The sequence below is a fragment of the Sphingomonas sp. MMS24-J13 genome (assembly GCF_044905095.1).
In the GTDB taxonomy this organism is placed as follows: domain Bacteria; phylum Pseudomonadota; class Alphaproteobacteria; order Sphingomonadales; family Sphingomonadaceae; genus Sphingomonas_I.
Genome location: NZ_CP173258.1, coordinates 1,082,494 through 1,104,182 on the forward strand (window position 1 = coordinate 1,082,494; position 21,689 = coordinate 1,104,182).

At 65.7% G+C, this 21,689-nt stretch carries 16 protein-coding genes and 1 pseudogene; 8 read left to right on the forward strand and 9 right to left on the reverse strand.

Annotation, left to right across the window (positions count from 1 at the left end; genetic code table 11):
• Positions 1–5 precede the first annotated feature (5 nt).
• Positions 6–2,195 (reverse strand): TonB-dependent receptor, encoded by a 2,190-nt coding sequence (locus tag AB4Z44_RS05120; protein WP_404712992.1) that lies wholly within the window; start codon positions 2,193–2,195, stop codon positions 6–8.
• A gap of 122 nt (positions 2,196–2,317) precedes the next feature.
• Here AB4Z44_RS05120 and AB4Z44_RS05125 point away from each other — a divergent pair, with 122 nt between their 5' ends.
• The gene (locus tag AB4Z44_RS05125; RefSeq protein ID WP_404712993.1) at positions 2,318–3,007 is read left to right on the forward strand and encodes a helix-turn-helix domain-containing protein; all 690 of its coding nucleotides are present in this window, start codon (positions 2,318–2,320) and stop codon (positions 3,005–3,007) included.
• Here the strand turns inward: AB4Z44_RS05125 and AB4Z44_RS05130 are convergent.
• Entirely contained in the window at positions 2,990–3,433 is a 444-nt protein-coding gene (locus AB4Z44_RS05130) for a hypothetical protein (RefSeq protein ID WP_404712994.1), read from the reverse strand. The genes AB4Z44_RS05125 and AB4Z44_RS05130 overlap by 18 nt on opposite strands.
• Here AB4Z44_RS05130 and AB4Z44_RS05135 point away from each other — a divergent pair.
• Positions 3,399–4,055: an enolase C-terminal domain-like protein gene (locus AB4Z44_RS05135; protein ID WP_404712995.1), complete on the forward strand. Its 657-nt coding sequence runs from the start codon at positions 3,399–3,401 to the stop codon at positions 4,053–4,055. The genes AB4Z44_RS05130 and AB4Z44_RS05135 overlap by 35 nt on opposite strands.
• Positions 4,052–5,341, forward strand: a complete 1,290-nt coding sequence (locus tag AB4Z44_RS05140) for a peptide MFS transporter (protein ID WP_404712996.1) — start codon at positions 4,052–4,054, stop codon at positions 5,339–5,341. The genes AB4Z44_RS05135 and AB4Z44_RS05140 overlap by 4 nt, the downstream gene beginning before the upstream one ends.
• A gap of 5 nt (positions 5,342–5,346) precedes the next feature.
• On the opposite strand, the gene AB4Z44_RS05145 is transcribed toward AB4Z44_RS05140, so the two are convergent.
• Positions 5,347–7,266 (reverse strand): nuclear transport factor 2 family protein, encoded by a 1,920-nt coding sequence (locus AB4Z44_RS05145; protein WP_404712997.1) that lies wholly within the window; start codon positions 7,264–7,266, stop codon positions 5,347–5,349.
• A 207-nt stretch (positions 7,267–7,473) separates the two neighbouring features.
• Here AB4Z44_RS05145 and AB4Z44_RS05150 point away from each other — a divergent pair, with 207 nt between their 5' ends.
• Positions 7,474–8,373, forward strand: coding sequence for an amidohydrolase family protein (locus tag AB4Z44_RS05150; protein ID WP_404712998.1), 900 nt, complete (start codon positions 7,474–7,476; stop codon positions 8,371–8,373).
• On the opposite strand, the gene AB4Z44_RS05155 is transcribed toward AB4Z44_RS05150, so the two are convergent.
• From AB4Z44_RS05155 to AB4Z44_RS05180, 6 genes are all read right to left on the reverse strand, one after another.
• Positions 8,374–9,030, reverse strand: coding sequence for an HAD-IA family hydrolase (locus AB4Z44_RS05155; protein ID WP_404712999.1), 657 nt, complete (start codon positions 9,028–9,030; stop codon positions 8,374–8,376).
• 87 nt (positions 9,031–9,117) lie between these two features.
• Complete coding sequence (locus AB4Z44_RS05160; protein ID WP_404713000.1) at positions 9,118–10,014, reverse strand: hypothetical protein; 897 nt, start codon at positions 10,012–10,014, stop codon at positions 9,118–9,120.
• A gap of 133 nt (positions 10,015–10,147) precedes the next feature.
• Positions 10,148–11,482, reverse strand: a complete 1,335-nt coding sequence (locus AB4Z44_RS05165; RefSeq protein WP_404713001.1) for an aldehyde dehydrogenase family protein — start codon at positions 11,480–11,482, stop codon at positions 10,148–10,150.
• Positions 11,483–11,548: 66 nt separating this feature from the next.
• Entirely contained in the window at positions 11,549–12,526 is a 978-nt protein-coding gene (locus AB4Z44_RS05170; protein ID WP_404713002.1) for an alpha/beta hydrolase, read from the reverse strand.
• A 15-nt stretch (positions 12,527–12,541) separates the two neighbouring features.
• A complete protein-coding gene (locus tag AB4Z44_RS05175) occupies positions 12,542–13,012 on the reverse strand; it encodes a hypothetical protein (protein WP_404713003.1) in 471 nt (156 codons plus the stop codon).
• Complete coding sequence (locus AB4Z44_RS05180; protein ID WP_404713004.1) at positions 13,009–14,763, reverse strand: MoaF N-terminal domain-containing protein; 1,755 nt, start codon at positions 14,761–14,763, stop codon at positions 13,009–13,011. Before AB4Z44_RS05180 ends, AB4Z44_RS05175 begins: the two co-directional genes overlap by 4 nt.
• A 134-nt stretch (positions 14,764–14,897) precedes the next feature.
• Here AB4Z44_RS05180 and AB4Z44_RS05185 point away from each other — a divergent pair, with 134 nt between their 5' ends.
• The 4 genes and pseudogenes from AB4Z44_RS05185 (at position 14,898) to AB4Z44_RS05200 (ending at position 21,413) form a co-directional block, all read left to right on the forward strand.
• Positions 14,898–15,257: a gamma-glutamylcyclotransferase family protein gene (locus AB4Z44_RS05185; RefSeq protein ID WP_404713005.1), complete on the forward strand. Its 360-nt coding sequence runs from the start codon at positions 14,898–14,900 to the stop codon at positions 15,255–15,257.
• Positions 15,258–15,544: 287 nt separating this feature from the next.
• On the forward strand, positions 15,545–16,738 hold the full coding sequence (locus AB4Z44_RS05190; RefSeq protein ID WP_404713006.1) for an efflux RND transporter periplasmic adaptor subunit: 1,194 nt from the start codon (positions 15,545–15,547) through the stop codon (positions 16,736–16,738).
• Positions 16,739–16,750: 12 nt separating this feature from the next.
• Positions 16,751–19,938, forward strand: a pseudogene (locus tag AB4Z44_RS05195) (efflux RND transporter permease subunit).
• Positions 19,935–21,413 carry an efflux transporter outer membrane subunit gene (locus AB4Z44_RS05200; protein ID WP_404713007.1) on the forward strand — a complete coding sequence of 493 codons (1,479 nt, stop codon included), beginning with the start codon at positions 19,935–19,937 and terminating at the stop codon, positions 21,411–21,413. The pseudogene AB4Z44_RS05195 and the gene AB4Z44_RS05200 overlap by 4 nt, the downstream one beginning before the upstream one ends.
• The last annotated feature ends 276 nt before the right edge of the window (positions 21,414–21,689 follow it).

Here is a 21,689-nt window from a genome sequence, read left to right on the forward strand (position 1 = left end):
TCCTCCTAGTAACGGACGCCGACGGTCAGTCCGAACGATCGTGGCCGCACCACCGCCGCGGCGATCGCACCATTGGGTGCGGACCCAAGAGCGCCGACATTGGTGATCCCGCGGCTGTCGGTCAGGTTACGCACGAAGGCGTCGATGCGGAAGCGATCGAAGCTGACCCCGGCATGCGCATAAAGCTGCCCGAACGCGCCGAGCGGATGCTGGCCGATCGACGCGTCGAAATCCGAGCGGCGCCGGCCGGTATAACGCCAGCTCACGCCGAAGGCGGCATCGGCCCTGCTGCCGATCGCATGCATATAATCGGCGCTGAGTGTGCCCGACCAATGCGGATTATAGGGCAGGGGATCGCCATCGAGCCCGCCCACCAGCGCCGGGGCATCCTCGGTCAGATGGGCATCGATATAGGCCCCGTTGGCGGCAAGGCTCAGGCCTGCGAGGGGCGTGAGCGTGGCCGATAGCTCGACACCCTTGCTGCGCGCCTTGCCGCCATTGGTATTGACCCCAAAACCGCCGACATCGGCGAGCAGCTGGATGTCCTTCCAGTCGATCCAGAAGCCGGTCAGCTCGATCGAGAGCAGGCGATCGATCAGCTCCGATTTTACCCCCACTTCATAGTTGAGCGTGGTCGATGGCGCGAATTCGCGCGGCACCGCGTTCGGTGCGGCCGGTGGCAGCGCATTGGGCCCGCCGGGCTGATAGCCGCGCGCGATCCGGGCGTAGATGGTGAGATGATCGTTCGGCTTGAACGCCGGCGCGATCGCATAGGTGAAGACATGGTCGCGCGAATGGCCCGTGACCTGACTGTCGCCGCCGACCAGCGCACCGCCCGACGTCGAGACGTCATTCTGGCGATTGTGGCTGTAGCGCCCGCCGACCGTCAGATCGAACTGACGGGTGAAATGGAAGGTCGCATTCGCGAACGCGGCGAGCTCATGATATTTCGAATGTTCGCCTGCGGTGGCCAGTGGCGAGAACGCATCGACGCGGCTGCCGCTATTCCCGTCGATCGCATCGAGCGTCTGATCGATGGCGTTGCGCTCGCGCGTGTAGAAACCGCCGACGGTCCATTCGAACCTGCGCTTGCCCGATGATGCCAGCCGGACCTCCTCGGTGAAGCGGCGCTGGAGAACGCCCTGGTTGACCAGCGCGCCGAGCGGCTGACCGAATGCGTCGGTGAGCAGCGGGCCGTACAGGCCGCTCGCATCCTGGATCGCGGCCTGATCGAGCGTGCCCCAGCTGGAGGAAGAGATCAGGTTCACGCTGCCGAGGTCGTAGGCCGCCGTGGCATTGTAGATGCGGTAATCGACGTTGTTCGGCTCGGCGACGGTACGGCTGTGCGCCAGCCGGCCAACGATCGGTGTCAGCGTCACCGCATCGACGTCGATCGTATTGCTCCCGTTGCTCCTGATATTTTCCAGGAAGGCGGTCCCGCGCAACGTGAGGCGATCGGTCGGCTTGACCAGCAGGCTGACGCGCCCGCCATAGGTCTTGCCGTCATTGACGTCCGATCCGAGCTTCGGATCGTCGATATAGCCCGGATCGTGGCGGTAGAAGCCGCTGCCGCGGATCGCGATGGCATCGCCCACGGGAAGGTTGAGCGCGGCGCGGCCCGACCAGCCGGTACTGCCATGATCGACGCTCTCGACCCCGGCTTCGCCCGCAAAGTGGATCGCGTCGGTCGATGGCGCCACCGTCACATATTTGACGAGGCCGCCGAGCGAGTTGGCGCCGTAGAGCGTGCCCTGCGGGCCGCGCAGCACCTCGACCCGCTTGAGATCGAACGGATCGATGTCGGGGGTCAGGATCGCCCCGTTGGCCAGGCTGGTGGCCGATCCGTAGGGCGTCTCGTCGACGTAGGTCGCTACCGTCGCGCCGACGCCGCCGGTGTTGATCCCGCGCAGGATGAGGCGGGTCTGGCCGGCCTGGTCCTCGACAATATTGGCGCTGGGCAGGCGGGTGAAATAGTCGGCGAAGCGCTCGGCATGCACCGCCTCCAGCGCTTGCGGGGTCAGCACCGAAACCGATTGCGGCACATCGATCAGCCGCTCTTCGCGCTTCTGTGCGGTGACGACGATCTCGCCTTGCTGGTCGCCGTCGGCGGCGCTCGTTTCGGCGGGCGAGGGCGATGCCAGCGCGATCGCCGCGCCGGATGCCAGCAGGACAGCCCTGACTCGGAAAATCATCATGTGCCCCTTGCGATGAAATCATGGACATAATGACCCATGTTTCTCACATAGCAACTGGTTTCTGAAACAGCCGCGGCAGTTCCTGTTCGCGTCTGTGTGCGCTAGGATGGCTCGAGGAAAACATGAAGAAGACTGGCAGAAACGATCCGCACCCCGGCCTGGCGCTGCGCGATGCCCGCGTGAAGCAGGGGCTGACGCTGCGCGCGCTGGCCGCCCGGATCGGTCTTCCCTTCTCGACCCTGTCGAAGCTCGAGAACGGCAAGATGGCGATGACCTACGACAAGTTGGTCAAGCTGGCGCAGGGGCTCAACGTCGACATCGGGTCGCTCGTTTCGGCCGGGCCGCCGCCCGAGGCGCCGCCGCCGGCAGTGGGGAGACGGAGTATTGCGCGAGCGGGGCTGGAGCCGGAAGCCGCCTCCGACCGCCATACCCACCATTATCCGGGCGCCGAATTGCTCGGCAAGATGATGGTGCCGATCATCATCGAGGTGAAGGCGCGCAGCGTCGATGAACTGGGTGGGCTCGTGCGCCACAGCGGCGAGGAATATCTCTACGTCCTGAGCGGCGCCATGGAGCTGCATTCCGATCTTTATGCCCCGCTGCCGCTCGCCCAGGGCGACTCGGTCTATTTCGATAGCGGCATGGCGCATGCTTATATCCGCACGGGCGACGAGCCGTGCAGGGTGCTGGCGGTATGCGCTGGATCGGGCATGCAGAATGTTGCAAATTCGGCCGGACAGAGCTGGAATCTCGAAACCTCGCGCGGCAAAGCGGCCTCCGCTGGCATGCATGTTTCAGCTATTGAAACATGAGATCGCGTGTGGGATGTGGTGGCGATGGCCGCCATCATCCCCCCTGTCCGTCACGCCCTGTCGCTGACGTATCGCTGCGATCCGCTGCGGATGCGCGAGCCGTTCCGGATCTCGGGCTATCTGTTCGAAGGCATGCCGGCCGTGGTCGTCACGCTGGGGGATGGCGTGCATCGCGGACGTGGCGAAGCGGCGGGCGTCTATTATCTCGGTGACGATCCCGCATTCATGGCGCGGGAGATCGAGCGCGTGCGCAATGCGATCGAGGCCGGCGTGGACCGCGCGGCGCTGCAGGATCTGCTGCCGGCCGGCGGCGCGCGCAACGCGGTCGATTGCGCGCTGTGGGAGCTCGAACTCGCTGCGCGCGGGCGTGCCGGTGTGGCAGCTGGCCGGCGTGCCGGCGCCCCGGCCGCTCGTCAGCACCTTCACCCTGCCGGCCGAGGATCCGGCCTATCTGCTGGAACGGCTTCCCGCATTCAGCCACGCCCGATCGATCAAGCTCAAGCTCGACGGCGATCTCGCGGCGGACAGCGAGCGCGTGCGGACGGTGCGCCGGGCGCGCCCCGATGCCTGGATCGGCGTCGATGCCAATCAGGGTTTCGCCGCCGACGACCTCGATGCGCTGGCGCAGATGCTGGTCGAGCAGCGTGTATCCCTGCTGGAACAGCCGATCCGGCGCGGCGAGGAGCAGGCCTTGGCGGGTTGGACATCGCCGGTCCCGGTCGCCGCCGACGAGAGCATCCTCACGCTCGCCGAACTGGAAGAACGGGGGCACCTGTTCCAGGTGGTGAACATCAAGCTCGACAAATGCGGCGGGCTGACCGAGGCCCTGGCCATGGCGGCACTGGCGCGGCGGATGGAGCTCAAGGTCATGGTCGGCAACATGGCGGGATCGACGCTTTCGACCGCGCCGGCCTTCGTATTGGCGCAGCTATGCGATCTGGTCGATCTCGACGGCCCGGCCGCGCTCGCCGACGATCCGCTCGCGGCGCACATCTATCCGGGTGATGGCACGGTGATGGTGCCGGCGGGTCTGTGGGGGCATGGATGACCAGCCCATCGGCGGAGACCTTGCCGGGCACGAAGCGCTCGCTATTCGGTCATCCGCCGGGGCTGACGATCCTGTTCCTCACCCAGATGTGGGCCGAATTCTCCTATTTCGGTCTGCAGGCTTTGCTCGTTTACTACATGACGCAGCAGCTCGGCTTTCCGCAGGCCAAGTCGTCGATGATCTACGGCATCTATGGCGGTGCCGCATTCTTCAGCCCGTTCTTCGGCGGGATGATCGCCGACAAGTGGCTCGGGCGCACGCGCAGCGTCGTGATCGGCGGGCTGCTGATGATGTGCGGTCATTTCGCGATGGCCTTTCCCGGATTGCTGTTTCCGGCGCTCGCCTTGGTCGCGATCGGCAACGGCCTCTTCATGCCCCCGCTCGCAGTGCAGGTCGGCAGCCTCTATGCCGACGACGATCCGCGCAAGGCGCATGCCTTCAGCGCTTATTACATGGGGATCAACCTCGGCGGGCTGCTCGCGCCTTTGGTGTGCGGGACGCTGGGCGAGATGGTCGGCTGGCATTGGGGCTTTGCCGCGGCCGGGATCGGCATGCTGTTCGGGCTGATCGTCTACCTTGGCTTCCGCCGCCTGCTTCCGGCCGATCCGCGCACCGCAAGGGCAGAAGCGACGGCGCCTGCCATCCCGATCGACAGGCGCAACGTGCGGCTTTTGATGGCGATCGTCGCGGTCGTGATCCTGTTCCGCATCGGCTACGAGCAGAGCGGCAACGTGATCGCGCTGTGGGTCAAGGATTTCACCGATCGCAGCCTGTTCGGCGGCGCATTCACGATCCCGGCGACATGGTTCCAGGCGATCAACCCGCTGCTGATCATCGTGCTCACCCCGCTGCTGATCCGCCATTGGGGCAAGCGCGCGGAACGCGCCGGCCCGCTGGTGCAGATGCGCCGGATGAGCCTCGGCTGCGTCATCGCATCGGCGTCGATGCTGGTGATGGTGCTGGCGGCGATGGTGGCGGCGCGCACCGGCCAGCCGGTCAGCGCCTGGTGGACGATCGTCTATTTCCTGCTGCTGACGATCGGCGAACTGCTCGTCATCCCGGTCGGGCTGGCTCTGGTCGACATGCTTTCGCCGGCCGGCTTCGCCGCGACCGCGATGGGCGCCTGGTATATCGCCAAGTTCCTCGGCAGCGTGCTGGCCGGCATGATGGGCAGCTATTGGGGTGATATCCCCGCGACGTTGTTCTTCGCGATCGGCGCGGCGGCGGTGCTGGTGGCGGCCGGCATCCTGAGATTGATGGGCAAGCCGGCATTGCAGCCGGCTTGAGGCGCCTACGGCTGCGGCAGCGGATATTTCGGCATCAGATAGGGCGGCTCGCGGCCGCTGACCGGGTTGCGATAGTGGAACCACATGTGCGGCAGCTTCGGGAAGGATGGTTCGGTGTCGCCCGCGCCCGGCGCGTCGAACTTGACGCCGGCGACACTGGAGAGCGGCGGCGATCGTTTCGCGCCCTCGCCCTCGGCAATGTGGGTCCAGCCGTCCTTGTAGCTGTGCGTGTAGAGCAGGTGGTCGATATCGGCGCGCTGGATCCGCCACCGGCCATTTTCGAACACGACGTCGTCCTCGTACATGCCGGTGATGATCATCGGCTCGCGGAACGGACCCGTTGCGCCGTTGGGGGCGATCACGAACTGGAGCAGGCGGGTGCGCATCTGGCCCTTCCGGCCATCGGGCGAGAGGTCGATCACCGGCTGGGTGCGCATATGCATATTCTGGGCGATGCGGTGCGGATTGTACGGGCCGTAGCGCTGGCGCGAGAAGGCGGCGATGCGCGCGGGCGTGCGGATGAAGCCGCCGCCGGCTGAATCGCGCTCGCCCTGCGCGGCGAAGAGCTGGCCTAGTTCCTCCCAGTGATTGTCGTCGAGATACTGGCCATAGCCGCCGGCAAGGTTCTCGATCGCGTCATAGGCCGCGGCGACGAAGACCGATTTTTCGGCCTGGGCGAGGCTCATCCCCGCCTGTGGCCGGGCGGCTTCGGTATGCTCGATCTCCCACAGCGGCGGCAATGTCGCGGGAGCCGGGCCGGCAGGCTGCAGCTCGGGCGGGGCGATGCCAGGGCCGGTCCAGCTCTTGCCCCAGCCTTGCGCATAATCGGTCTTCATGCCCACTGCCTGACGCATCGTGTCGAACCGCCAGATGCCGTCCTGCTTGACGAAAAGATTGTCGAAGCTGGTCACCACCCAGTAAGCGCTGCCCTCGTTGCGGCCGATCATGCCGATATCGATGCCGCGCGCACGGGCATGTTTGCCGTCGGGCATGACGTCGACGATCAGATCGGCCTGAACATGATCGTTCATCTCGCCGTATCGGAGACCATCGGGGCCATCGCGTTCGAGCGCCTGGCGGATGCCGACCTTGCCGGCATAGCGACCGACGCCCGATATCTCGATACTGCCATTGGCGGCGAACAGATCGGCGACGTCGACCCACATCTTCTGGTCGACATAATAACCGTAGGCATCCTGCAGGTTGCGGATCGCCTGTTCGTCGCGCAGCGCCCGGATGCGTCCTGCGAGCGCCGAAAGCGTCGCCTTGGTGGCGGGTGCCCCGACTGCCGGCCCGAGCACCGCCGACGTGCCGACATCGTCCGGCTGGAAATGGTAAGGGAACACCGGCAGTTCCGGATAATAAGAATGCCAGCCGGTCTCGTAAGGACCGGTCATCGTCGGCTTGAAGACCTGGCCGCCGATCTTCCACGCACCGTTCTGGCGGACATAGACGCATTCGAACACGCCGCCCTCCCAGCTCGCTTCCCCGCCGAGCGCGCCGCGCATGGCAACGGCATGCCAGCGCCCTTTGGCGGTATTCCCGTCCGCGCTCAGCGTGACGATCGGGGTGACCAGAAAAGGTGTGTGGATGGTGTTGGGGGGCAGGCCTTCGATGCCCTTGCCGATCGCGCGGCGGAAGTAAGCGGCGATCGCCGTCTTTCCGCGGAAACGGTCCTCGGCATGGATCAGTTCGGCATCGTCGGCAAACAGGTCGGCAGCGCGCTGCCATTCGCCCGTGTCGATATAGTGCGCCCACGCCGTTTCGAGGCGTTTGACCGCGCGGATGCTTTCGGCGCGATCCACATCCCGCGCCAGTGCCGCCAACCGGCCCGCGTCCGAAACAGGTCGGGCGGCGATCAGCGCGGACGGCGAACAGGCGATCAGCAGGCCGGCCAGGAGGGCAGGGGGCAGCAGTCCGGCCATCGTCTTCCTCTCCCGTGCGGACCTCTCCTGGATCCGTCGTCTCGCCGTCGGGCGGACGCGCATGGATAAACGGCGATTCTGCACGCGTCTCGCCTTGTTGCAGGCGCGGGGCTTCTCGCGCCATTCCTGGCAAATAAGGCTGCCCTCCCGGTCAAGTTCGGGGTCGGACGGCTTGTACCTGAATCACGTCTTACCCGGAGGATCGAGATGGCGAACGCAGAGGTCCCCGCACGCGCCGTGCGCAACCAGCCCCCGGATCCCGACCCGCGCCCGCCGCGACACGCCGTCCCGGCGCTGGGCTGGGATTGCCACATCCATCTGTTCGGCCCGGCGAGCCGGTTCCCGTTCGATCCATCGAGCCCCTACGTCTCCGACGATGCCTTGCCCGAAGATTATCTGGCGACGCTCGACGTGCTCGGCCTGAGGCATGCCGTGGTCGTGAGCGCGGGCGGCTACGGCAAGGATTACCGCCACATCCAGAGCGTGCTCGAACGCTTCGGCGATCGCCTGCGCGGCATCATCCTGCCGCGCGACGATTTCCGCGCCGACGAGGCGGCGATGCTGGGCAAGCTCGGGGTGCGTGGCGTGCGCATGTTCGGCGCGCCGGCGGGGCATGAATGGAGCCATCTGCCGCGGCTCGACCGACGGATCGCCGCCGTTGCGGAGGATGCCGGCTGGCACGTCCAATATCATAGCGTCACCTGCGACGACATCGCGGATGCGGCAGACAGCTTGCTGGCGCTGCCGTGCCGGGTGGTGCTCGATCATTTCGGCATGTTCGATCCGCGCCTCGGGCTCGATCAGCCGGGTTTCCAGGCGATCCTGCGCTTGCTCGACAGCGGCCGGGTGTGGGTCAAACTGTCGGGACCGATGCGCGCCGCGCGCGACGAGGACTATCCCTACCCCAGTATGACGCCGTTCGCGCGCGCTCTGGCGGCGCATGCGCCCGAACGGTTGGTGTGGGGATCGGATTGGCCGCACGTGCAGATGAACGGCCGGATCATGCCCAATGACGGCGATCTCATCGACCTGCTCGCCGAATGGGTGCCGGACGAGGCGACGCGCTTCCGGATACTGGCCGAGAACCCGGTCGAACTCTACGGATGATCAGGCGCGCCGGAAGCGGAGACCGGCCTCGGTTTCGGCTACCTGCAGCCGTTCATAGTTGCGGGCCGAAATCCGGATGTCCGCCATCGCCTTGGCATGGGTCTCGGTAATCACCAGCACGTCGGCGCCTGCCGCCTCGCCGGCCTGGATGCCCGCTGGCGCATCCTCGAAAACGAGGCAGTGGTGCGAACGGAAGCCGAGTTGCCCGGCCGCCTGGATATAGCCATCGGGCGCGGGTTTTCCCTGCGCGACATCCTCGGCGCAAACCAGGACCGGCGGGATCGGCAGGCCCGCGGCGCGAATGCGCGCAATCGCCAGATTGCGCGGCGCCGACGTGACGATCGCCCACCTGCCGTCCGGCAGCGCGCGCACGAAGGCTTCCGCGCCCGGAATCGGCCTGACATCGGAGACGTCCTCGATCTCCTCCAGCGTGATCGCCAGCGCCTCCGCCTCGGGATCTACGCCGGGCAGAGCGAGGTTGCGGATCGTGTCCGCCGATCGGATGCCGTGGATGGTGGGCAGGAAGGTCGCCACGTCGAGTCCGTGCCGCTCTGCCCAGCGCGACCACACCCGCTCGGCCGATGCGATCGAGGTGAGCAACGTCCCGTCCATGTCGAACAGGAAGGCGGCGTAAGAGCGCTCGGAAAGCTCGATCATTCAGCGGTCCTCGGTGGCATGGAGCCGTCGCGCCATAGCGGCGGGACCGCGGGACCGGAAATGGGGATTGCGGCCTCCGCCGTGCGATTATTCGCCCTTTGCGGCCTTCTTCACCTCATACGCCACCTGCGTGATCTTGGCGCTGCCGGGAAGGTTGGGGATCTGCCCGTAGACCGCGCGCAGATAGGCCAGATCGAACGTCGTCATTTCGAGGGGCGGGATCGCGCCCTTGTCGAACAGGCTGAGGATCGTGCCGACCTTGCCGCGCTGGCCCGGCGGACGGGTCTGGGCGAGCCCGCGCATCGCGACATAATCGGCCACCTGGCGGACATGCAGCCCGTTGAGTGCAGGGATGTCGATCAGGATCACCGATGCGACGATGTCCTGCCTCGCCGCCAGATAGATGTGCGATTGCGCATTGGCGGTCTTGAGCATCGCCGGTTCGTCGCCATCGCCGCGCCCGCTCAGCATTTCGCCGAGGCGGCCACGCGTCTCGGTGCTCACCCAGACGTGGACCGGCCCGGGTTGCGCCGCGAGTTCCCTGAGGTCGGGATCGGTGGCGAGATCGTACAGTTCGGCCCGGTCGATACCTTCAAGCGGCCAAGGACGCTTGTTCCGTATGTCCTGCAATGCCGCCTGGCCGCCGGGGGTGAAGATGACGAGCAGGTTGGCCTTGCACTTCTCCCGGTCGAGCCGAACCTTGGCCATCTGCGCGACGGCGCGGATCCGCGCGATCATCATGGCGGCATATTCGGGCGGCATGCCGATGACGCCGGGGCAGACCGGCGTCTGAAACTGCGCGAGCGGCTCGTGATAGAGATCGCGATGCGGCGTCATCGCCCACGCGGTCTGCTCGATCTTGCGTGGCGTATCGCGGGTGCCGGTGACGACGATGTCGTCGGTCGGCCGCGGCGGTGCCGATGGCGCTTGTGCCAGCGCGGCCGACGCGATCAAGGCCACCATCGGCCATGCGGGCCTGATCATCACCATCTTCTCCGAACGCCTTTATTTATGGCGTCGGTATAGCATCGCCGGAAGTCGGGACCAAGACGCGGTCAGGTGCGTAAAGTCGTGATGGTCGATCGGGCCTGTCCCGATGGACAGGCCCGTAATCGCCTTATTGATGCCGATAGATGGCGCGCTCGTGCGAGAAGGCCTTGAAGCCGAAATAGCCGTGATAGCTGCCCATGCCGCTCTGGTTGACGCCGCCGAAGGGAAGCTGGTTTTCCAGATAATGCGAGAAGACGCCGTTCACGGTCACGCCGCCCGACGAGGTCCGGCTCAGGATCTTATCAACATGCGCCGGATCGTTGCTGTAGATGTACAGAGCGAGCGGCTTGTCGCGCGTCGAGACGTGGGTGATGACCTGGTCGAGATCGTCGTAGGTCATGACCGGCAGCACCGGCGCGAAAATCTCTTCCTGCAGGATGTTCATGTCCGGCGTGACGTCGGTCAGCATCGTCGGATGGATGGTGAGATCGGCCTCGTCCAGTTCACCGCCCACCGCGACCTTCGCGCCCTTGGCGACTGCATCGTCGAACAGTGCTTTGACGCGGGCGAAATTGCCGGCGTTGACGATCTGGGCGATGCTCTCTTTCTTGATCTTGCCGTCCGAATAGAGATTTTCCGCCACTTTCGCCTTGAACGCCGCGACGAGATTGTCCCGCTGGTCTTCTTTGACGAACACATAATCGGGGCAGATGCAGGCCTGGCCGCCGTTGAACTGCTTGGCGCCGGCGAGATCGGCGGCGATCTTCGCGATATCGGCGCCTTCGTCGATGATCACCGGGGATTTGCCGCCCAGCTCCAGCGTGACGCTCGCCAGATTCTTGGCGGCCGCCGCCATCACGAGCTTTCCGACGCGGGTGCTGCCGGTGAAGAAGATGTGGTTGAAGGGCAGTTCGAGCAAGGCGGTCGCCACGCTGACATCGCCTTCGAACAACGCCACCTCATTCTCGTCGAAGACCTCGCGGACGATGATGCCCGCGAGACGCGCGGTGGCGGGGCAGAGATCGGTCAGCTTGACCATGCAGCAATTGCCCGCGGCGACGGCGGCGGCGAGCGGGCCGAAGGTCAGGCCGAGCGGGAAGTTCCACGGCCCGAGGATGAGGCAGACGCCGCGCGCCTCATAGACGATCTGCGCCTTGTCGTTCGGATTGAGCGAGGGCGTGATCTCGGTCGGCGCCATCCAGGCATCGAGATTGTCGATGTTGCGCTGGATGTTGGCGGTGATGTTGAGCACCTCGGTGACGCGGATCTCGCCGGCGGGCTTGCGCGTGTCGTCCTGCACCGCCGCGACGATATCGTCGGAATGCGCCTCGACCGCAGCCTTCAGCTTCGCCAGCTTCGCTTTGCGCACCTCCGCGCTCGACGCTTTGACGTCCCACTGATGCGCCTGCTGGAGCGCGAAAATGCGCTTGATGTCGGAGGCGTTGGGCGATGCGCTGGTCATGGGCTGGTCCGTCTCTTGTGATCGATGGCAATGGTCAGCCCTGTAGATCGTCCGTCCGTACCTAGGCTAGGGACAATGTTTGCGGATGAACCGCGCCACCTCCCGGTCCACCGCGGCGTTTTCGGGCGAGGGGCCAAAGCCGAAGCCGCCGTGCGGCATCGCCTCCCAGACATGGAGTTCGGCTTCGATGCCCGCTTCGCGCAATTTGCGGTGGATCAGCACCGAATTGGACAGGAACAGATCGCGCGTGCCGGATTGGATCATTGTCGGCGGGTAGCCGGCCGTGAAATCGGCGAACAAAGGCGAGAGGTAGGGATCGGTCAGGTCATGCCCCGCCGCGTAGAGCGCGTTGCACTCGGGCAGGCCCTTCTTGAGGATGACGTCCAGCGCGATGTTGGTCTGGAACGTGTCGCCCGCCTCGGTCAGGTCGATCTCGGGCGTCAGCAGGATGACGGCGGCCGGCTGGGGCAAACCTTGATCGCGGATCATCAGCGTCGTCGCCGCAGCGAGGTTGCCGCCGGCCGAGCTGCCGCCGATGACGATCCGCGCAGGATCATGCTCGGCGATCAGCGCGCGATAGACGGCGAGGCAATCTTCGGGCGCGGCGGGGAAGGGGTGGTCCGGCGGCATCCGGTAATCGACCGACACGGTGACGACGCCCAGTTTCTCGGCCGCGAGTGCGCCCTGGGCGCGGGCGAAGGCCCCGCCGCCGAACACGAACGCGCCGCCATGGATGTAGAGATAGACCGGCGCGTCGACCGCATCGGGCGGTGTCGACACATAGCACGGCACCCCGGCGATCGCGCGTGTCTCGATCGAGGCGGTGCAGGTGGCGAGCATACCCTGGGCCAGCACGCCCCAGGTCGCATCGCTCTCGGCGATCGCTTCGCGCCACGCGGGCAGGTCGGCCGGATCGTGGCGGGGCAGGTTGGGCAAGGCGGCACTGTCCGACAAGGCCCGGCGCGCGGCATCGGAAATGGTGGTGGGCGGCGGGATGTCGCGTCCCGGGACGGTCACCGGCACGAGGGTTTCGGCATCGCTCATCGGACAGTCCTCGGATCAGGCAGTGGCGAATTCGACGCGCGCGATCGTCCAGCCGTAGCGCGTCTTCACATAGTCCGCCGCCACCGTGCGACGCTCGGTCCGCCGGACGAAGCCTTCGCCCTGCGCATGCGCCATCTGCTCGAGCGTCGTCTCCTGCGACAGCGCGGTCTCGATCTCGACCGCGCAATCGAACCGGCCGGCGGCGCGGTGACCGTCGCCGGTGATATCGATCGACTCCGCTGCGCCCTCATGATCCGCGGTGATCCGCCGCACCGTCTCGCCCGCCCGGGTCCGGGCAACCTTGCGGCCGCTATTGATGTCCCGCAGCCAGGCCTGGTGAAGCACGCGGATCGCCGCTCTGTCCTCATGCGCGGCCAGCTCGGGATCGCCGCCGATCGCGGCGACAGCGGGAGCCGCCATCGGCGCGGCCAGTACGGCGCCTGCCTTCAGGAAGGAGCGTCGGGTGGAAATCGTCTCCGTGCTCATGCCTCGTCCTTCTTCGTCTTGGGCTGATAATATTTCAGGATGTCGAACTTGCCGGCGTGGCGGGCATGCGCGCCGATCTGGCTCATGTTCAGGCCCTCGGTGCCGCAATGATAGCCGACGCCGGCATCGTGCATGGTGCGCAGGTTGATCGTGATCGTGCCGAGCGTGCCGTTGCAGGCATCCTCCAGCCAGTAAGCGAAATAGAGGCCATCGCGGATCTTCACGAACGCGCCTGGTCCGCTCCACTCCATCCCGCCCGCGCCGCTTTCGGTGAAGATGATCCACGAGACCGTATTCGGGGTGGAATAAAGGTGCATCGAGGTGAGCCCCGGCGCATAATTCCACGTGATCGCGCTGCCGACCAGATCGTCGGTGAAGTGATGGCGCCGCCGCCGCGGCGGGACGATCCCGTCTGCCTCGATCACTCCGAACCAGGTCTTGGCCGCCGCCTCGTTGGCGAAATACGGCGTGTTCAGGGTGCCGTTGAAGCAGGTCGCCAGTCCCTGGTCGAAATCGACCACCACCATATGCCCGTCATGGTTGGGCGTGCCTTCCAGCAGATGACCGAAGATGAAGGCGGCGGGCGCGGCCTCCCACGCCCGATAGCGCGCTTTGGTCCAGGGGCCATCGCCGGCGAAGCGCCAGTGGAGCGTCTCGGCATCCGCGAACCTGTAGTCCAGCGCCGGCCCGTCGTCATAGCGCAGGGTTATGGCCTTGCCGGCCAGTCTGTCCGACGGCGCCGCGCCGTTGGTGGCCATGCCCGCAGCGCCATTGCCGGCGGTGGTGCGGTTCACGAACACGCGGCTGTTCTTAGCGACCGCCGCATCGACCTCGGCCCTGGTCATCTTCGGCATCGTCTGGAGCGGGCGATAGACCCGGCGCGATCCCTTGTCGGGCGAAGGGCGGGGGACCGGGTTGCCGGCGACATCGCCGAACTTCTCGAACTGGGCGATCTGGCCGAGCCATTCGCCGGTGCCGCGGAAGAGATAATATTCGAGCGCGTCGTGCGGATCGAAGCCGAGCCTCAGTCCGATCTGCTCGACCCGGTTGAGATCCATAACGTAGAGCGTGAACGTGCCCGAAAACTCGCATTCGGTACGGGCGTAGAGATAGAGTTCGTCGCTGATCCTGATGTAATCGGACGGTGCGCAATAGCCGAACTCGCCGCCTTGGCGCGACAGCTCGACGAAGTGCGAATAAGCGGCGGAAGGATAGAATTCGAGCGTCTCGGGCCCGGCGTCCTGCTTCCAGAAGAAGCCTTTGCCCTCGATCCGGTTGGTGGTGCCATGGCGTGCGGCAGGTGCATCCTGACCGGGTTGTTCGACATAACCGTACCAGATTTCGCGCTGGACCTCGCGATTGTCCCGATAGCCGCTGAACCACAGTTCGACGACGGTCGTGAGGTTGGTCGCGCGATCGATCGCCACCGCGAAGCCGCGCTGCGTGCCGGGGATCAGGTGCGCGAGCAGGACGATCGTGTCGAGCGTCAGTGCGCCATAGCCGGCCTGGATCGCCCTGCCGCCATTCTCGGTGAGGGACAGGCGGTCGGGGCTCGCGAATTTGTAGGTCAGCTTCGGACCGTTGTCGGTGGCGATGCGGATCGTCTTGCCGGCAAGTGCGTCGGAGATCGGAGAGGCGCTGGACGGGCCCGCGCGCGCGGCGGGGCCGAGCCTGGCCAGGATCTGATCCGGCGAGAGCTTGGTGAAGGCATGCCGGTACATCGGCTCCTTCGGATAGGCTGTACCCGGCATCCATTCCCCTCGTTGCCGCTATTTTTTGCGACATTAACAATCGGGAGAATGCGCATTCTCCCGCGATCTGTCTATCGGCTTTGGCATGCCGGCCTTATCCATTCTGGCACAATGTCTGTTCCGGAAAGGCGGTCATGACGGACGATCGGATCGTTTGGCTCTTCTCCTACGGCACCTTGCGCCAGCGCGAGGTGCAGACCGCTTTGTTCGGCCGGTTGCTCGACGAGGAGCCGGATAGCCTGCCAGGCTTCCGGATCGATACGATCGAGATCGCCGAACCGGACATTGTCAATCTCAGCGGCAAGGCCACCCACCTGATTCTCCGCCGAGTCGGCGAAAGCGAGCGCGACTCGGTCATCGGAGCGGCGTTGCGCCTCCGAGAAAGCGAGCTTGCGGCTGCCGACGATTATGAAGGCGACAATTATCAGCGCATCGAAGTGGCCCTCGGATCGGGGCGCCGCGCGTTCGTTTATGTCGCGCCTGAGAGAGCGTGAGCGGCCATCGGTCGCATTTGTTGCGCTTTTTGCACGCAAATATCTCGCAATTGTTGCCCGGCGCGAGCTATGGACGCTCGCATTATGCCGTGTATGGTCGGGACGAACGGTGACGCGCTCGCGGATCCGCTTCCAACGACAGCCAGCCACCTCATCGTCCGGAGAAGATTCGCCATCGTGTTCCTGAAATCCGGAACAGCGATCGAAGAAGTCCGCTCGCGGTTCGCGGGCAATGTTCCAGCATATCTGACGGTGCCGGCCCGGCCGGCCCGATCGCGGGGTTGATTATGGATTTGCAACGATCGGCCGGTCTGGGCCGGACGGCTCTGTTGCTTGGTTTTGCCGCGCTGGCCGTCACCGGCTGCGCGAAGAAGAAGGACAAGCAGGAGACGACGCCGGAGGCGGGCTATATCGTCGTGAAGGCCGAGGCGGTCCCGATCGTCGTCGAGCTTGCCGGGCGGACCGCCGCCTTCGAAACCTCCGATGTGCGCCCGCAGGTTTCGGGCGTGATCAAGGCGCGGCTCTTTACCGAGGGCAGCATCGTCCACAAGGGCCAGACGCTCTACCAGATCGATCCCAGCCTCTATCGCGCGGCGGTCAATCAGGCGCAGGCCAATCTGCAGTCGGCCGAGGCCAATCGCGAGAGCGCGGTTGCTAAGGCCGATCGCTACAGGCCGCTCGCCAAGATCCAGGCCGTCGCCCAGCAGGATTATACCGACGCCGCCGCTGCCGCCAAACAGGCGGTCGCTGCGGTCGCGCAGAACCGTGCCTTGCTCGATACGGCGAAGATCAACCTCGCCTTCACCACCGTACCCGCGCCCATCACCGGTAGGATCGGCCGATCGCTCTTCACCACCGGCGCGCTCGTCACGACCGGGCAGACCGATCCGCTCTCCTCGATCCAGCGGCTCGATCCGATCTACGTCGATATCCAGCAATCGAGTGCCGATCTGATCGCGCTGCGCCAGGAGCTGGCATCGGGGGGCGTCGTCCCGTCGGCGGCGACGGTGAAGCTAAGGCTCGAGGATGGCAGCGATTATCCGCTCTCCGGCAGGCTCGAATTCGCCGAGGTCGTGGTCGATCCCGCCTCCGGCGCCGTAACCCTTCGCGCGCGCTTCCCCAATCCGCAGGGCCTGCTTTTGCCGGGCATGTTCGTGCGCGCGATCCTGTCGCAGGCGACCAAGGCCAACGGCATCCTCGTCCCCCAGGCCGGCGTCGCGCGCGACCCGCAGGGCAATGCCACCGTCATGCTGGTCGGACCGGATAATATGCCCGTCTCCAAGGCGGTGACGGTCACGCAGACGGTCGGCCCCAACTGGCTCGTGACGAGCGGGATCAATCCCGGCGACAAGGTGATCGTCGAGGGCCTCGGCAAGATCAAGGCGGGCAAGGCGATCAAGCCGGTTCCCGCCGGATCGAAGCCACCGCCTCCCCTGAAGGGCAAAGACGGCTCGGGCAGCAGCTCGCGTAGCGGCGGCTAAGGGTCGGGCGCCATGATCAGTCGGATCTTCATCGATCGCCCGATCTTTGCGTGGGTGATCGCGATCATCATCATGATGCTCGGCATCGGCGGCGTGCTGACGCTGCCGACCGAGCAATATCCCGATATCGCCCCACCGCAGGTGAACATACGCGCCAACTATCCCGGCGCCTCGGCCGACATCCTCGAATCCTCGGTAACGCAGGTGATCGAGCAGCAGCTCACGGGCATCGACGGGCTGACCTATTTCCAGTCCTCGTCCAACTCGTCGGGCGGCGTCCAGATCACGGTGACCTTCAACAAGGGCACCAATCCGGACATCGCGCAGGTCCAGGTGCAGAACAAGGTCCAGCAGGCGCTGCCCCGGCTGCCGCAGCAGGTCCAGCAGCAGGGCCTGGTCGTCACCAAGTCCAATCCGGACTTCCTGATGGTCGTCGCGGTCTATGACGAGTCCGACAAGAGCTCGAGCATCGACGTCAGCGACTATCTCGTCAGCCACCTGCAGGACGGCCTCGGCCGCCTGCCGGGCGTCGGCGATTTCAACGTGTTCGGCACGCAATATGCGATGCGGATTTGGCTCGATCCGTACAGACTGCGCAGCTTCAACCTGCAGCCGAGCGACGTGACCGCGGCGATCACGGCGCAGAATACGCAGATTTCGGCGGGGCAGGTCGGCCAGCAACCGATGCCCGACAGCCAGATGCTGAACGCGATCGTCACTTCGCGCTCGCGCCTCACCTCGATCGATCAGTTCAAGCAGGTGGTCGTCAAGGCGCTGCCCAACGGATCGAAGGTGCTGTTGCAGGATGTCGCGCGGGTTACGCTCGGCAGCGAGAATTATTCGTCGGTCGTCAACATCAACGGGCATCCGGGATCGGGCATCGCGGTACAGCTGGCACCCGGCGGCGACGCGCTGAAGACGTCCGAGATCGTCCGCAACTACATCATCCAGTCGGCCAAGAGCTTCCCGCCGGGCTATCGTTACACCTTCCCGCAGGACAGCACCGATTTCATCCGGCTGTCGGTAAAGGAGGTGGTCGTCACGCTGATCGAGGCGATCGTGCTGGTCGTGATCGTCATGTTCGTGTTCCTGCAGAGCTGGCGCGCGACCTTGATCCCGGCGATCGCGGTGCCGGTGGTATTGCTCGGCACGTTCGGCATCCTGGCCGCAGCGGGCTTCTCGATCAACGTGCTCACGCTGTTCGGCATGGTGCTGTCGATCGGCTTGCTCGTGGACGATGCGATCGTCGTGGTCGAGAATGTCGAGCGCGTGATGGAGGAGGAGCCCGACATCACCCCGCGCGAGGCGACGATCCGCTCGATGAGCGAGATCAACATCGCGCTGATCGCGATCGCCCTGGTCTTGTCGGCGGTGTTCCTGCCGATGGCCTTCTTCGGTGGATCGACCGGCGTGATCTATCGCCAATTCTCGATCACGATCGTGTCGTCGATGATGCTTTCGGTGGTGGTCGCTCTGATCCTGTCGCCCGCGCTCGCCGCGACCTTGCTCAAGCGGTCCGACAAGGCGGCGCGGGAGAACGGCAATGTCGTGGCCCGCAAGGCGCACGATTATGGCGAGCGCTTCAACGACTGGTTCGGGCGCACGTCCGAGAAATATCGCAGCGGCGTCGCGTGGCTGATCGAGCGCACCGCACTGGCGATGATCGGCTATGCCGTCGTCGTCGTCGCGCTCGTTCTCTTGTTCAAGCTGCTGCCGACCAGCTTCCTGCCGGTCGAGGATCAGGGGCGCACCCAGCTCCAGTTCACCCTGCCGGCGGGCGCCACCCAGGCCCGCACGATGGCGGCCGCCGCGACGGTCGCGCGTTATTATCTGGGCAAGGACAAGGCCGATACCGCCGCGATCATGACGATCGTCGGCAGCAACCAGAACGGCAACGGCCAGAATGCCGCGCGCGGCTTCCTCGCGCTCACGCCCTGGGACGATCGCAAGGGCGATGCGCATAGCGCGGGCACGATCGCGAGCCGCTCGACCCGCGATCTCAATCGCGAGATGCGCGACGTCGAGTTCTTCGCGCTCAACCCGCCGGCGGTGCGCGGCTTCGGCCAGTCGAGCGGCTTCACGCTCGAGCTGCTCAATACGGGTGGTCTCAGCCGCGTCGAGTTCAAGCAGCGTGTCGATCAGCTCGTGAGCCAGGCCAAGGCCGATCCCAAGCTGGCGCAGGTGCGCCTGAACGATCTGCCTTATACCTCGACCCTCCACGTCGATATCGATGCCGACAAGGTCGGCGCGCTCGGCGTCAGCCAGAGCGATGTCGATGCGACCCTGTCGACGGCGTGGGGCGGCAGCTATGTCAACGATTGGGTCGATCGCGGTCGCGTCAAGCGCGTCTACGTGCAGGGCAATTCACCCTATCGCTCCCGGCCCGAGGATCTCGGTGCCTGGTACATCCGCAATGCCAGCGGCACGATGACGCCGTTTTCGGCCTTTTCCAGCCAGAGCTGGACGCAGGCGCCGAACACGCTCAGCCGCTTCAACGGCAACAGCTCGTCCGAAATCCAGGGGCAGGCGGCGGCGGGGGCAGCTCGGGCGACGCGATGGATCGCATTGCCGAGATCGCATCGACCTTGCCGGGCGTTTCGGTCGCCTGGGCGGGCATCTCCTATCAGGAGAAATTGTCGGGCGGGCAGGCGCCGTTGCTCTATGCGATCTCGCTGCTGGTGATCTTCCTCTGTCTTGCGGCCCTTTATGAAAGCTGGTCGATCCCGTTCGCGGTGATGCTGGTGATCCCGCTGGGGCTGCTCGGTGCGGTGCTGGCGGTGACGCTGCGCGGGCTCACCAACGACGTCTATTTCCAGGTCGGCCTGCTGACGACGATGGGCCTGTCCGCCAAGAACGCGATCCTGATCGTCGAATTCGCCGAACAGGCGGAGAAGCAGGGGTTGAAGCCGCTCGATGCCGCCCTGGAGGCGGCACGCATCCGCCTGCGCCCGATCGTGATGACCAGCCTGGCCTTCATCTTCGGCGTTTTCCCGCTTTGCATCGCCAGCGGTGCCGGCGCGCAAAGCCGGATCGAGATCGGCACCGCCGTGATCGGCGGGATGCTGACCGCGACGATCCTCGCCATCTTCTACATCCCGCTCTTCTTCGTGCTGGTCCGCCGGATCTTCCGCGGCCACCATGCGAAGCCCGAAGACGAGAAAAGTGAGCGCGGCGGCAACGCGGTGGCGGAGCCGGCATGATGCGTCGAACCATATCCCTTGCGACGATGATGGCGCTGTCGGCCTGTACGATGGAGCCGCATTTCGATCGACCCAAGCCGCTGGTCCCGCCGGGCTGGCCGGTCGGCGACGCCTATCTGCGCCAGAACGAAGCGGCCTTGCCCAGCGTCACCTGGCGCGACGTGTTCAAGGATCCCAACCTCCAGGCGATCATCGGCCAGGCGCTTGCCAACAATCAGGATCTGGCGATCGCGCTCGCCAACGTCGCCTCGGCACGGGCACAGGCGCGCGTCCAGCGCGCTGCGCTTTTTCCGCAGATCGACGCCAATGCCGGCGTGACCGAACGGCGCAATTCGTCCAACGGGACCAGCAATGGCGGTACCGGCGCCAACGGCAGAACCACCACGACGTATGAGATCCAGGGCGGCACCAGCGCGTGGGAGGTCGATCTGTTCGGCCGGCTGCGCAGCCTCAGCCATGCCGCCTTCGCGACCTATCTCGGCCAGGAAGCCGCGGCCCGCGCCGCCCGGCTGACCTTGGTGGCGGGCGTCGCCAACGCCTATCTGCAATATGCCGCCGACCGTAGCCTGCTGGCGACGGCGATCGACACCGAGAAGAGCGCCCAAAACAGCGTCAGCCTGACCAGATCGCGGCTCGACGGTGGGGTCGCGCCGCGATCGGATCTGCGCCAGGCCGAGACGGTGCTGGCCACGGCGCAGGCCGACAAGGCCAGCCTGATCGCCCAGGTGGCGCAGGACAGGAATGCGCTCGAGCTGCTGGTCGGCGCGCCAGTGGCGGAAACCCTGTTGCCGCAGGGGATCGAGATGGTCGACGGCATGCTGGGACAGGTTCCGGCCGGGCTCGATTCGACGATCCTGCTGCGCCGTCCCGATGTCGTGCAGGCCGAATATGAACTGCGTTCGGCCAATGCCCGGATCGGCGCGGCGCGTGCGGCCTTCTTCCCCAATATCTCGCTCACCGGGCTTGCCGGCCTGTCCAGCACCGCATTGTCGAGCCTCTTCACCGGCGGCGCCTTCACCTGGACGGTCGCCCCGAGCGCGAGCCTGCCGATCTTCGATGGCGGCGCCAATGCCGGCAATCTGGCCTACGCGCGGGCGCAGCGCGATTTGGCGCTCGCGACCTATCAGAAGGCGATCCAGAGCGCCTTCCGCGATGTCGCCGATGCGCTCGCGCGCGCGGGCACGATCGACGACGAGCTTGCCGCCGATCGCCTCAATCTGGCGGCGGCCGACGATGACTTCACGCTGAGCCAGGCACGCTACCGCGAAGGCATCGAGCCCTATCTGACGACATTGGATGCGCAGCGCACGCTTTACGGCGCGCGGCGCACCTTGAGCGCGGCGCGCCTGATCAAGGCGCAGAATCTGGTGGCGACCTATCGGGCACTGGGCGGCGATCAGCTGCTGGCCGATCTGCCGGGCAGCGATGCGGCGAACAGCACGCTCGCGACGCAAAAAGTCGGCGGTGATCGGTAGGCGCGGGAACTCCCTGCCGGCTAACGCATTTTAAGCATAGGTCGATCGGGCAACCGATCGGATGTGGAGTACCAAGCGCCTCGCCCGGTTGCGTATCGGCGGGGCGCTTTTCGTTTGTCGCGCCCACGCCGGCTCCACGCCCGCCGACGCGCCCCAACCTTCCTGCCGATGAAGGGAGTGAGTGGCGCCTTGGCAGCCGGGGGTTAGGTCCGCCAAGGCGTCACTCGTTTTTCCAGCGAGGCGTGACTCCCGTGGAGGCCGATTAACCATCTCGCC